This is a genomic window from Rhodococcus gannanensis, from assembly GCF_042681175.1.
Classification (GTDB): domain Bacteria; phylum Actinomycetota; class Actinomycetes; order Mycobacteriales; family Mycobacteriaceae; genus Rhodococcus_G; species Rhodococcus_G gannanensis.
The window spans coordinates 337,345-349,597 of sequence record NZ_JBHUFB010000020.1; the positions used below are offsets into that span (position 1 = coordinate 337,345).

A 12,253-nucleotide genomic window follows, 5' to 3' on the forward strand; every position below is an offset into this window, starting at 1 on the left:
CACGACTCCGAGCGAGCGCACAGCCGCCGAGATCAACGAGAGCGCAGGGCGCTCGCGATCAGCTCCGACTGCTCCTGCGCCTCGTACGACTGGCGCAGCAGCCACAGTCGCAGCACCCGGGCGATCGAGCCGGCCAGGTACAGCGCCGCACCGATGACGGTGAGAGCGAGCATCGCGGTCGCCAGAATCTGGTACGAGGCGATGTTGCGCAGGTCGTCCAGCGTCAGCGACGCGAAGTACAGGACGAACGCGGCGACGGCGCCGACGATCATCAGGGCGAGGCCCGCGATACGGGCCTTCGAGTCGCCGCCGGTGGCGCCGTCCGCCTTCAGCTTCAGGTCGGCAACGTCCTTCTTGAACTGGTCCCGACGGTCCTCCGCGAGTGCGGTCATCGTCATCCTCCTAGATAGCTGGTAGAGAGTTCACTGTCGATGTCGGCAGGGTTGCCGGTCTTGACCACCCGGCCCTGCAGCATGAGTGCCGCCGACGTCGCGATCGGCAGCACTGCACGGGCGAACTGTTCCGCGACGAGGATCGACAACCCCTCCGCGGCGAGACCTCCGACGATGTCGTACATCTCGGTGACCACGCGGGGCGCGAGCCCCATCGACAGTTCGTCGAGCAGCAGCACCGTGGGGGCGGTGCCGAGCGCCCGGGAGAGCGCCAGCATCTGCTGCTCACCGCCGGACATCGACCCGGCGAGCTGACTGCGACGCTTCCCGAGGATCGGGAACCGCTCGTAGGCAACCTCTTCGAGATCCTTCAGCGACGTCCCGGTCCCGGTCGCCACCCACAGGTTCTCGCGGACGGTGAGGTTCGCGAACACGCCTCGCCCCTCCGGGATGGTGCACACCCCGAGCTTGGCGAGGGTCGCCGCGTCCACCCCGTTCACGCACCGGCCTGCGAGCCGGAACTCGCCGCCGGTGACCGGCAGGATGCCGGAGCAGATCTTCAAGGTGGAGGTCTTGCCGCCGCCGTTCGGTCCGAGCAACGCGACGACGGCGCCGGGCTGCACGGTCAGGTCGACACCGTGCAGCACCTCGATCGGTCCGTACCCGGCACGCACTCCCGACAGTTCCAGGATCGGGTCCTGGTGGGCGGCAGTGCTGTTCGACATCTCGTCGACGGGCGCGCTCATGCGACCTCCTCCGTTCCGATGTAGGCAGCCACGACCGCCGGGTTGTCGCGGATCTCCGCAGGCGTGCCGGAGGCGATCAGCGATCCGTAGTCGAGGACGTGGATGTGTGAGCACACCCGCATCACGAGCGGGAGGTCGTGTTCGACGAGGCAGATGCCCAGCCCCTCGCCGGCGAGCCGGAGCAGGAGTTCGGCGAACGCCTCGGTCTCCTGTTCGGTCTGGCCGGACGCAGGTTCGTCGAGCAGCAGCACCCGGGGCCCGGTCATCAGGGCCCGTGCCACCTCGACGACCCGCGCGCGGCCGGTCGGGATGTCGGACACGTCCTGGTGCGCGACGTCCGTCAGCCCGGTGAGTTCGAGCAGCCGGTCCGTCTCCGCCTCCAGGTCCCGCCGGCGGCCGCCACCGCCGGTGCCGTGGATGTCCCCCGCCACCCGCAGGTTGTCCCGCACCGACAGCGACAGGAACAGTTCCAGGCGCTGGAAGGTCCGGGCCAGCCCGAGCCGGGCCCGCTTGTAGGGGGCCTTGCGGGTGACGTCGACGCCGTCGATCAGGATCCGCCCGGACGTCGGCTTCTGCAGGCCGGTGATCGTGTTGAACAGCGTGGTCTTGCCGGCACCGTTCGGTCCGATGAGCCCGGTGACTGTGCCCGCGCCGAACGCGACGCTCACGTCGTTCACCGCCACGTTCCCACCGAATCGGACGGTGACACCGCGGGTTTCGAGCAGTGGGGTCGCATCAGACATGTGCGGTCAGCTCCTTCTCGGGCGTCGACTCGGGTGCCTGCGCCGTGGCCTCGTCGCTGGTGCGTACCGGGAGCGGGGGCAGTCCCAGCTCGCGGTCCACCCGGGCGATGGTCTCGGCGCTGTACGGCTCGTCGACGCCGACCCGCTCGGGGTCGACCGGACGACGGCGAGCCGCCTCCTCCTCGCCGAGCACGGCCGTCGGCATGAGCATCTCGCCGACCACGGGCAGCGCGAACACCGTCACGATGGTGATGGTCGCGAACCACCAGTTGTCGAGGATGCCGGTCAGCGCCAGGACGTACGCCACCGCGACGACGGCGGCGCCGCCGACGAGCACCGGCCGGGCGTCGCGGAGCTTGCGGTAGCCCTCCACGACCTGGTGCACGGTGCCGGACGGGTTGTGTCCCACACCGATACCGATGAGCGCGGGGCTCACCGCGGCGAGGTTGCCGAGCAACAGGAACAGGCCCTCGAGGTCCGGTTGCGTCTTGGCGAGGTTGTTGAATGACACCATGATGATCGAGAAGCCGACGCCGGCCATCACGCCACCGAAGAACGCACCACTGACGTAGCCGATGCCGGCGACGACGGTGAGCATCAACAGCGAGAGGCTGATGACGATCGTGAAGGACTCGCCCGACACCGATCCCAGCGCGGAGGACATCAGCACGCCGCCCAGACCCGCGATGCCCGCGGACAGCACGAACACGCTGAGCTTGAGCCGAACGAGGTTCTGGCCGAGCATCGCCGACGCCGCCGGGCTGTCCTTCATCGCGGTGAGCCTGCGGCCGTAACCGCTGTTGCGCAGCGCGATCACGCCGACACCGAGGATCGCGAACAGGACGGTGGCCGTCATCAGGAACGCCGTCGGGTCCGCGAGGTCGAGGGGGCCGACCTGCAGCGGCGGGATGACGAGGGTGCCGCCGGTGAAGATGGAGAACTTCACCCCGAACAGTTCGTGCTCGGTGGTGTCCCGGAGCACCATGTTCGACAGGAACACGCCGAACGCCATCGTCGCGAGGGCGAGGTACAGCCCCCGCAGGCGCAGCGCGGGCAGCGCCACCAGCCCACCGACGAGTGCCGCCACGATCACGCCGAGGACAACGCCGACGAGTGTGAGTCGTTGCGCCAGGCCCGATCCCGTGATGCCGAAGTGGAACACGATGATCGTGGCGATCGCACCGAAGGACAGCGGCGCGAGGTTCATCTCGCCCGCGTAACCGGTGAGCAGTGTGAGCGAGAGCGCGACGATCGCGAAGCAGACACCGATGGTGAGGGTCGTGACCGCGGACTCCACCATCAACTGCCGGATCAGGAACACGATCACGACGAGCGCGACCGCCCAGCCGACGGCCTTGCGGACCGACGGCACGTGGTACCGCTCGCGGGTCCGGACGGCGGCGCCACGGAGCCGGTCCTGCGGCAGCACGATCAGCACCACGAACAGTGCGATCATCGGCAGCGACACCCGCAGGTTCGACGACCACGTCCACGAGGTGGGCGCGTAGCCGAGCAGGTAGGTGCCCGCCAGTCCGAGGACGAGTGCACCGACGAAAGTGCGGGGGATGCTGCGGAGCCGGCCGAACATCGCCGCCGCGAAGGCGTCGATCACCAGCAGCGTCAGCAGGTTCGCCTCGAGGGTGCCACCGCTGATCGGGGTGACGAGGATGCCGGCGAGGACGGCCAGCATCGAGCTGAGCGCCCACGAGAAACCGGCGATGCGCTCCGGGTTGTGCCCGCTGAGCCGCAGGAGGTCCGGGTCGTCGACGACGCCGCGCATCGTCGTGCCCATTCGGGTGCGGGTGAAGAGCAGACGCAGGCCGACGGCGATCGCGGCCGCGGCGATCAGGCAGAGCAATTCGTGCACGTGCACGGTGGCGCCGAGGACGGTGAACTTGCTGTCGTCACCGAAGAACATCGGCAGGGTGCGTGGCTCCTCGGCGTGCCAGAACCACTGGGACAGGAAAAGCATCCCGAGCATGATCGACACGGTGACCACGATCTTGGTCACCTCAGCGGTGTCCCGCAGGCCGCGCATGATCAGGAAGTAGAGGCCGAGGCCCATGAGGGGACCGAAGATTCCGAGCACCACGACGAGGGCGATCGGCGTCGGCAGACCCCACCCGACGCTGAGCTGCCAGTAGACGAAGGCGCCGAGCATCGCCTGGGCGCCGTGGGCGAAGTTGAAGATTCCCGAGGTGTTGTACGTGAGCACCAGCCCGGAGGCGGCGATCGCGTACACCGATCCGAGCACGAGGCCCAGGATCGTGAAGGTCACGAATGTGTCCATGTGATGAACCCCTGGTCGAAGGACGGGGGCGGGTGGAGAACCGCCCGCCCCCGTCGCGGTCCGCGAGTCGTCAGACCTGCGGCTTGATCACGTTCGGTCCGAGGTACTTGGTGGAGACGCGATCCGGGCCCAGGTCGGTGCCCCAGGTGGAGGGATCGGTCTTGATCAGGTACTTCGCGTCGCACTTGAACTCGGCGGCCTCGGAGGGGAAGACCTGGCTGTAGTCCGCGCCCTTGAGGTCGACCATCAGGCCGCACTGCGCAGGCATGTTCTTGCCGGGGTCGGTCACGGCGTGCAGTCCGCCGCCGTCCCACTCGTGGATCTTCGACAGTTCGTCGATCATGCACTGACGCGTCAGGTCGGAGCCGCACTCCTTGGCCGCGGTGGCCCACAGCAGGAAGGACGAGGTGGACTGCATGCCGAGCAGCGCGGTCTTGCCGCCCTCGCCCTCGACGAGCTCCTTGTACTTCGCGACCGCAGGCACCTTGTCGGCGTTCTCGAGCATCTGGAAGATCATGTTGGCGTTCAGGTTGTCCAGCAGGCCGGACTGGGCGTTGAACGACTGGGCCGACGCGCCGTACCAGGTGGCCTCACCGAAGATGATCGGGTCGATGCCGACCTGGTCGATGGCCTTGAAGAAGTTGAACTCGTTGGGCACCGGCGAACGCGAGGTCCACAGACCCTTGACGCCGCACTGCTTGTACTTCTCCGCGAACGGGACGTAGCTGGGCTCGCCCTGGTAGTTGATCGTGACGCCGCAGTCCTTGAGCGTGAAGCCGGCGGCCTCCGCGATCGACCGGGTCTTGGCGAGCGACGTGATGATCGTCGGCATGGTCGAGCCGACCAGGTCGAAGTCGTTCAGCATGTCGGGGTGCATCTCGGCCATCTGGAACCAGGCGGCGCCGTTGGCGTAGTCGACCGGGAACGGGACGCCCTGGTAGGTCATCGGACCGTTGGCTGCATCCGGAGAGACGGTGAAGCCGGGCACGGCGGCCATGTTGCAGGCGACGCGGGTCTGCTCGGCGGTCTGGTCCATCGCGAAGCCGTGGCCGACCATCATGAACTCGGAGCGGCACGCCTCCTGCATGACCGTGTTCGCGTTGGTCATCGCGGCGTCGTAGTCGGTGCCCACGATCGTGCGGCCGTTGATGCCGCCCTGCTCGTTGCACCAGTCGATCATCGCGGCGACGGCGTCGGACATCTCCTTGTTCAGACCGGGGCTCTGCGCGTACCCGCGGTCGTCGCCGTATCCGATCTTGATCTCGGTGTCGCTGACGCCCTGGTCGGTGCTGCCCTTGGCATCGCCCTCACCGCACGGCGAGTCGAGGGTGCCGAAGGCGGTGTCCGAGGACGTCGAGGTGCCTGCGGAACCGGAGCCGGCTGCGGGGACCCCGTCGTCACCGCCCCGTTCGGTGGCACAGGCCGACACCAGTGCGGTGGACAGGGCTAGCGCCGCGACGAGTTTCGCGGTCTTGCGTGTTTTCACGAGCGGGGTCTCCGTTTCCTCGGGAGGGGGCGAGAAATCCGAGTGCACAGAAAAGTGGGCTGCGTCACTCGATGCGGGGACGCTAGCCATCGGGTAACGGGCGATTCGGGTGGTTCCCGGTGAGTGAGACCGCACTGTGAGTCGGGCCACAGCCGCCGGGCTGTGAGCCTCCGCACGCCCGCCGCACCCGCGTCGGGCGGAACTCACCTGGGACCACGCCGGAAGGCGCAGGACACGGGCGTGGCCGGGCCTCTCGCGACACCCCCGAGCCTCTGACCGGTGAACTCGACTTTTATGTGCTGTTAACGGAGGATGAAGGCTTGTGAACGCGGAACTCATCGTTCTTCTCGTCGTTGTCGTCACAGCCCTAGGGTTCGACTTCACCAACGGCTTCCACGACACCGGGAACGCGATGGCCACATCCATTGCCACCGGCGCACTTCGACCAAAGGTCGCAGTGGCGCTGTCCGCGATCCTCAACCTGGTCGGCGCCTTCCTGTCAGTGGAGGTCGCCGCGACGGTCGCCAAGGGCGTCGTCAATCTCAACTCCGTCAGCGGCGACGATCTGCTCCTGATCGTGTTCGCCGGACTCGTCGGCGGCATCCTGTGGAATCTGCTCACGTGGCTGTTCGGCATCCCGTCCAGCTCCTCGCACGCGCTGTTCGGCGGACTGATCGGCGCCGCCCTCGCGGGCATCGGCGTCAACGGCGTCGAGTGGGCCGGTGTGCTGAGCAAGGTGATCATCCCCGCGCTGCTGGCCCCCGTGGTCGCAGCGCTCGTCGCCGCCTGCGGGACCTGGCTGATCTACCGCATCACCTCGAGGGTCGACGAGGGCACCAAGGAAAAGGGCTTCCGGCTCGGACAGGTCGGATCCGCGTCGCTCGTCTCACTTGCGCACGGCACCAACGACGCCCAGAAGACGATGGGCGTGATCTTCCTGGCGCTGGTCGCGCACGGCACCATCACCGAGGACGCGGCGATGCCGTTCTGGGTGAAGTTCAGCTGCGCCGTCGCCATCGCGCTCGGCACCTACCTCGGCGGCTGGCGCGTCATCCGCACCCTCGGCAAGGGGCTGGTCGAGATCGCCGCACCGCAGGGCATGGCGGCCGAATCGTCGTCCGCGGCGATCATTCTGACGTCCAGCCACCTCGGACTTCCGCTCTCGACCACCCACGTCGCGACCGGCTCGATCATGGGCAGCGGCGTCGGCAGGCGCGGCGCCGAGGTGCGCTGGTCGGTGGCGGGCCGGATGGCCGTCGCGTGGCTGATCACGTTGCCGTCGGCGGCGCTGGCCGGAGCGTTGTGCTGGGGTCTGGCACACCTCATCGGCGGTCTCGCCGGGGTTCTGGTGGTGTTCGCGCTGCTGCTGTCGCTGTCCACCCTGATGTACCTGCGTTCGCGTCGGCAGCCGATCGACCACAGCAACGTCAACGCCGAGTGGTCCGGCCGTCTCGAGCCGGGCGCAGCCGAGGCCGAGCACTTCGACGAGTCGGTGTTCACCGACCTCGCCGCGCTCGACGCCTCGCTGATCGACATCGACGACATCCCCGCCCCACCCGGCCACGCCTCGGACGAGTCCGGCACCACCGTGCCGAACGTGCCACGCTGACCCGGTCCGGACGCCCGCGCGCTCGCGCCAATCGGACATCCACCGTCCCGTACGGGACGCCCAGGAAGCGAAGACCATGGACCTGTTGACCAAAACCGCCGAATCGCTGTGGCAGGTGATCGCCGTCGGCCTGCTGCTCGGCGCCGGGCTGCCCGCCCTGTTCGCGTTCGGCCTGCGCCTGATCGGCTCCGTCGAGTCGGGTGCGACCGCCGGATCCGACGTCGCCGTGGCGGGTACCCGGAACCGCCTCGCGGTGTTCGCCGGCTGGGCGTGCTTCGCGATCGTGGTGATCGCGATCGTCACGGGCATCCTGTTCATCATGGCGGACTTCCTCGACCACACCTTCGGCATCAACCTGTTCTGACGACGCCCTGGACCATCGGAGAGGAGGACCACTCGTGAACACCGAACACCCGTCGGGCGACGACAAGCCGCACTTCCCCGTGGCTCTCGTCCGCTGGCTGCGGGACGGCTACCCCGACGGCATCCCGCCGAAGGACCACATCCCTCTGGTCGCCGTGCTCGCACGGCGACTCACCTCGGACCAGATCAAGGCGGTCGCGGTGGCCCTCGCCGAGGAGGCACTCACCGAGGAGACCGGGCGCGGCGAGGACCCGTCCATCGAGCGGGACGAGATCGGCGAGGCGATCACGCAGGTTGCGCACACCGAACCGTCCGCCGAGGACATCGCTCGCGTCGAGGCCGTGCTCACGTCGGCCGGTTGGTCCCTCACCGACGAGGTCGACCCCGACGAACAGGACCCGCTGTGAGCGTGTCTCCACTGCTGTCGTCGATCCTCGGATGGCTGCGGGCCGGCTACCCCAACGGCGTGCCCGAACAGGACTACATCCCGCTGATCGCGCTGTTGCGCCGCCGGCTCTCCGACGACGAGGTGCGCGCCGTGACCGACGCGCTGACGTCCGCACAGTCCCCGATCGGCCGGGTCGACATCGGCGTGCTGATCACGAAGGTCACCGACGAGATGCCGCACGAGACGGACATCGCGCGGGTGCGCGCCCGCCTCGTCGCCGGCGGATGGCCCCTCGTCGACCCGTCGGACACGCCGCGCGACTGAGCGTGGACGCCACTCTGGAAGCATCGACGGCATGAGTTCGGTCCTGCGCACCCTTCCCGTCCCGGCCGGCGCCGGGGTGTCCGCGATCCTGCCGGATCTGGCACAGATGCTGTCCGGTGAGGGTTCCGCGCTGCTCCCGGTGCCCGCCGGAGACGAACGCGAGACCGCTCGCCTGTGTACGGCACTGTCTCCGGGCCAGCCGATCGACGACGAGATCGCGCTGGTGGTCGCGACATCCGGGAGCACCGGCGTCCCCAAGGGCGCCGAGCTGACCGCCTCGGCGCTGCGCGCGAGCGCCGCCGCCACCCACGAACGCCTCGGCGGGCCGGGTGCGTGGCTGCTGGCGCTGCCCGCACACCACATCGCCGGCCTGCAGGTCTTGCTGCGCGGTCTGGCGGCAGGCACGACCCCCGTGATCGTCGACGTCGCAGGCGGCTTCGACCCCGCAGCGCTGTCTGCCGCGGTCGCCGAGATGTCGGGTCCCCGCCGCTACACCTCGCTGGTTCCCACCCAGCTGATCAAGGCCCTCGACCATCCGCCGGCGGTGGCGGCGCTGGCCGACCTCGACGCGGTGCTGCTCGGCGGTGCCGCGACTCCCGCACCGGTGCTGGCCCGGGCGGTGGATGCCGGGATCACCGTCGTCCGCACCTACGGGATGAGCGAGACCTGCGGTGGCTGTGTGTACGACGGTGTACCCCTGGACGGGGTGCGATTGCGGATCGACGCGGACTCGCGGGTGCTGCTCGGCGGTCCGGTGCTCGCGTCCGGATACCGGGGCCGCCCCGAGCATCCCGCGTTCGCCGAGCCGGGGTGGTTCCGGACCGACGACGCCGGCGTCGTCGAGGACGGGGTACTGCGCATCCTGGGCCGGCTGGACGAGGCGATCAGCACCGGCGGGCTGACCGTCGTGCCGCAGGTCGTCGAGGCCGTACTCGTCACCCACCCCGACGTCGCACAGGTGGCGGTGTTCGGCGTCGAGGACCCCCGCCTCGGTCAGCGGGTGGTCGCGGCGGTGGTTCCGGTCGCGGGCACGCGGCCCGGCCTCGACGACCTGCGCGAGCACCTCTCGGGCGCACTGGATTCCACGGCCGCCCCGCGGGAGATCCACCTTCTCGACTCGCTGCCGGTGCGTGGTCCCGGCAAGGTGGACCGCCGCGCCCTGTCTGCCCGGTTCACACCCGGTCGCTGACCGGAGCGGCTCAGTGCCGCGCGATACCGCGGAGCACGGTGGCGACCAGGGAGTCGACGAGCCTGTCGTCGGGTTCGGTGGCGCCCGGGACGTCGCCGGACAGCAGCCCTCGAAGGACCCTGTCGTGCCAGGCGCCGCTGATCAGGGTGACGGCGGCGGGTACGTCGGCGAATGCGGCGAGCCGGCCCAGTTCCTGCTCGCTGCGCAGGTAGTCCGCGAGGACCTCCCGCAGCGGAACCGATGCCTTCGGCAAGGATGCGTACGCGGACAACACCTTCGGCTGCGAGAGCAGGCCGGCGAAGGCGGGCACGGTCGCGGCGTGCAGTGCGAACCCCCGACGCACCAGCACACGCAGATTCGCCTCGACCGACCCCGAGCCGGGCTCCGGCGCCGGGCGACCCGAGTCGGCAGCGCGCACGTGCGCGTCGAGGCCGAGCGCGAGCAGTTCCTCCTTGCCCGCGAAGTGGTTGTAGAGCACGCCGTCGGCGACTCGGGCCTCGCGGGCGATGTCGCGGACGGTCAGGCCGGCGGTGCCACGTTCGGCGACGAGCCGGCGAGCGGCCTCGATCAGGTGGTCGCGCAGGCTGGTGTCGTCGCCGCGCAGGGCGGCCGCGGTTCTCGGAGACATCGGGGTTGATCGTAGGGATAGGAGACGGACCCCTCACACGAGCCACCCCTTCGTCCACACCCATTGTGAACAGGTGTTCATGAATGCTCGTTCACAGATGCCGGCGAGCTCTCACCCGCCCCGTGCGGGACGGCGGAACGTGCGAACGCCGGGGGTCGCGGACGGTCGCCACTCCCGGCGCACTGCGACGACAGTCGCGCGCCAGGCGGACGCAAGCGGCATGCAAGCGGGTCCCCGCAGGGTGGTGACAACACACCCACTCGAAGGGAGTACCCATGACCGACTCGTACCCTCCCGCCATCGAGGCGGACGGCCTCGTCAAACGATTCGGAGAGTTCACCGCCGTCGACGGGGTCGACCTCGTCGTCCCCACCGGATCCGTCTACGGAGTCCTCGGCCCCAACGGCGCGGGCAAGACCACCACCATCCGGATGCTCGCCACCCTCCTCCGCCCGGACGCCGGCCACGCCCGCATCTTCGGCCACGACGTCGTCGCCGAGCCCACCGCAGTGCGCTCCCTGGTCGGCGTGACCGGCCAGTACGCGTCCGTCGACGAGGATCTCACCGCCACCGAGAACCTGATGATCTTCTCCCGCCTGCTCGGGCTGAACCGGGCGGCCGCCCGCCGCAAGACGGCCGAACTGCTGGAGGAGTTCGCGCTCACCGAGGCGGCGGACCGCGCGCTGAAGAACTTCTCCGGCGGTATGCGGCGGCGCCTCGACCTCGCGGCATCGCTCATCGCCCGGCCCCCGCTGCTCTTCCTCGACGAACCGACCACCGGTCTCGACCCGCGCACCCGCGCGCAGATGTGGGACACCATTCGTCGTCTCGTCGCCGACGGCTCGACGGTCCTGCTCACCACCCAGTACCTCGACGAGGCCGACCAGCTCGCCGACCGGATCGCCGTCATCGACCGCGGCCGCGTCGTCGCCGACGGCACCGCGGACGAACTGAAGGCGTCGGTGGGGACGTCGTCGCTGCAGATCGCACTCGTCGACCGCGCCGACCTCGACACCACCCGCGCCCTGCTCGCCGAGGCGCTCGGCGTGGAGGTAGTCGTCAGTCCCGAGGCCGCTCGGCTCACCGCACCGCTCCAGGACACGTCCGTGACACCGGAGCTGCTGATCCGATTGCGTGACAACGGCATCGCCGTCGACGAGATCACCGTCAGCAAGCCCAGCCTGGACGAGGTCTTCCTCACCATCACCGGCCACGGCGCCGACGACACCACCGACACCGAGAGGAGCGCCGCGTGACCACCGCAGTCGCCACCGCACCCCGCACCGCCACCCCGGTTCCGGCCGCCCGGACCATCGGGCTCCGCGACACCGTGACCCAGTCGCTCACCATGGCCTACCGCGGCCTGATGAAGGTCAAGCACAACCCCGAGCTGCTGTTCGACGTGGTGATCCAGCCGGTGATCTTCACCGTGATGTTCACCTACATCTTCGGCGGCGCCATCTCCGGCGACGTCGCGTCCTACCTGCCGATCATCATCCCCGGCATCCTTGTCCAGACGGTGATCACGGCGTCCATCGTCACCGGCACGCAGCTGCGGGAGGACATGGACAAGGGCGTCTTCGACAGGTTCAAATCCCTACCCATCGCACGGATCTCGCCTCTCGCAGGTGCGCTGCTGTCCGACGTCGTGCGCTACGCCATCGCCACCACCATCACCTTCGCCGTTGGCTACGCGATGGGCTTCCGCCCCGGCGGCGGCATCGTCGGAGTACTCGGCGCGGCCGTCCTGGTGATCCTGTGCGCGTTCGCGATCAGCTGGATCTTCGCGCTCATGGGTGTCCTGATGAGCAAGGCGTCCAGTGTGCAGGGCACCTCGATGCTGGTGCTGTTTCCGCTGACTTTCATGTCCAACGCGTTCGTGCCCGCGGACACCATGCCGGGCTGGATGCAGGCGTTCGTGAACGTCAACCCGGTCTCGCACCTGGTGACCGCCGTCCGCGACCTGGTCAACGACGGGCACGTCGGCATGCCCCTGGTGTGGTCGCTCGTCGGGGCCGCGGCCGTCGTCGCGATCTTCGCCCCGCTCACCGTCCGCACCTACATGCGGAAGGCCTAGCCCTGTGCGCACTTTTGG

Annotated in this window: 13 protein-coding genes; 7 read left to right on the forward strand and 6 right to left on the reverse strand. The window is 69.2% G+C overall.

All coding sequences use genetic code 11. The features are described 5' to 3' along the window. Positions 1-32 precede the first annotated feature (32 nt). The 5 genes from ACFSJG_RS22390 to ACFSJG_RS22410 form a co-directional block, all read right to left on the reverse strand. Positions 33-398, reverse strand: a complete 366-nt coding sequence (locus ACFSJG_RS22390; RefSeq protein WP_378487428.1) for a hypothetical protein — start codon at positions 396-398, stop codon at positions 33-35. Beyond that, positions 395-1,138, reverse strand: a complete 744-nt coding sequence (locus ACFSJG_RS22395; RefSeq protein WP_378487429.1) for an ABC transporter ATP-binding protein — start codon at positions 1,136-1,138, stop codon at positions 395-397. Before ACFSJG_RS22395 ends, ACFSJG_RS22390 begins: the two co-directional genes overlap by 4 nt. Continuing rightward, positions 1,135-1,881, reverse strand: a complete 747-nt coding sequence (locus ACFSJG_RS22400; protein WP_378487430.1) for an ABC transporter ATP-binding protein — start codon at positions 1,879-1,881, stop codon at positions 1,135-1,137. The genes ACFSJG_RS22395 and ACFSJG_RS22400 overlap by 4 nt, the downstream gene beginning before the upstream one ends. Continuing rightward, positions 1,874-4,171: a branched-chain amino acid ABC transporter permease gene (locus tag ACFSJG_RS22405; protein ID WP_378487431.1), complete on the reverse strand. Its 2,298-nt coding sequence runs from the start codon at positions 4,169-4,171 to the stop codon at positions 1,874-1,876. The genes ACFSJG_RS22400 and ACFSJG_RS22405 overlap by 8 nt, the downstream gene beginning before the upstream one ends. A 70-nt stretch (positions 4,172-4,241) precedes the next feature. Beyond that, on the reverse strand, positions 4,242-5,657 hold the full coding sequence (locus ACFSJG_RS22410; protein WP_378487432.1) for an ABC transporter substrate-binding protein: 1,416 nt from the start codon (positions 5,655-5,657) through the stop codon (positions 4,242-4,244). A gap of 322 nt (positions 5,658-5,979) precedes the next feature. Between ACFSJG_RS22410 and ACFSJG_RS22415 the strand changes: the two genes are divergently transcribed. The 5 genes from ACFSJG_RS22415 (at position 5,980) to menE (ending at position 9,530) form a co-directional block, all read left to right on the forward strand. Then, positions 5,980-7,266 carry an inorganic phosphate transporter gene (locus tag ACFSJG_RS22415; RefSeq protein WP_378487433.1) on the forward strand — a complete coding sequence of 429 codons (1,287 nt, stop codon included), beginning with the start codon at positions 5,980-5,982 and terminating at the stop codon, positions 7,264-7,266. 76 nt (positions 7,267-7,342) lie between these two features. Then, positions 7,343-7,630, forward strand: coding sequence for a hypothetical protein (locus ACFSJG_RS22420; protein WP_378487434.1), 288 nt, complete (start codon positions 7,343-7,345; stop codon positions 7,628-7,630). A 34-nt stretch (positions 7,631-7,664) separates the two neighbouring features. Then, complete coding sequence (locus ACFSJG_RS22425; RefSeq protein ID WP_378487435.1) at positions 7,665-8,036, forward strand: DUF3349 domain-containing protein; 372 nt, start codon at positions 7,665-7,667, stop codon at positions 8,034-8,036. Beyond that, on the forward strand, positions 8,033-8,341 hold the full coding sequence (locus tag ACFSJG_RS22430; RefSeq protein WP_378487436.1) for a DUF3349 domain-containing protein: 309 nt from the start codon (positions 8,033-8,035) through the stop codon (positions 8,339-8,341). Before ACFSJG_RS22425 ends, ACFSJG_RS22430 begins: the two co-directional genes overlap by 4 nt. 31 nt (positions 8,342-8,372) lie before the next feature. Next, positions 8,373-9,530: an o-succinylbenzoate--CoA ligase gene (menE, locus tag ACFSJG_RS22435; protein ID WP_378487437.1), complete on the forward strand. Its 1,158-nt coding sequence runs from the start codon at positions 8,373-8,375 to the stop codon at positions 9,528-9,530. A gap of 10 nt (positions 9,531-9,540) precedes the next feature. On the opposite strand, the gene ACFSJG_RS22440 is transcribed toward menE, so the two are convergent. Continuing rightward, a complete protein-coding gene (locus tag ACFSJG_RS22440; protein WP_378487438.1) occupies positions 9,541-10,158 on the reverse strand; it encodes a TetR/AcrR family transcriptional regulator in 618 nt (205 codons plus the stop codon). A 275-nt stretch (positions 10,159-10,433) separates the two neighbouring features. Between ACFSJG_RS22440 and ACFSJG_RS22445 the strand changes: the two genes are divergently transcribed. Together ACFSJG_RS22445 and ACFSJG_RS22450 are read left to right on the forward strand one after the other, a co-directional pair. Then, the gene (locus ACFSJG_RS22445; RefSeq protein WP_378487439.1) at positions 10,434-11,414 is read left to right on the forward strand and encodes an ATP-binding cassette domain-containing protein; all 981 of its coding nucleotides are present in this window, start codon (positions 10,434-10,436) and stop codon (positions 11,412-11,414) included. Beyond that, on the forward strand, positions 11,411-12,235 hold the full coding sequence (locus tag ACFSJG_RS22450; protein ID WP_378487440.1) for an ABC transporter permease: 825 nt from the start codon (positions 11,411-11,413) through the stop codon (positions 12,233-12,235). The genes ACFSJG_RS22445 and ACFSJG_RS22450 overlap by 4 nt, the downstream gene beginning before the upstream one ends. Positions 12,236-12,253: the final 18 nt, after the last annotated feature.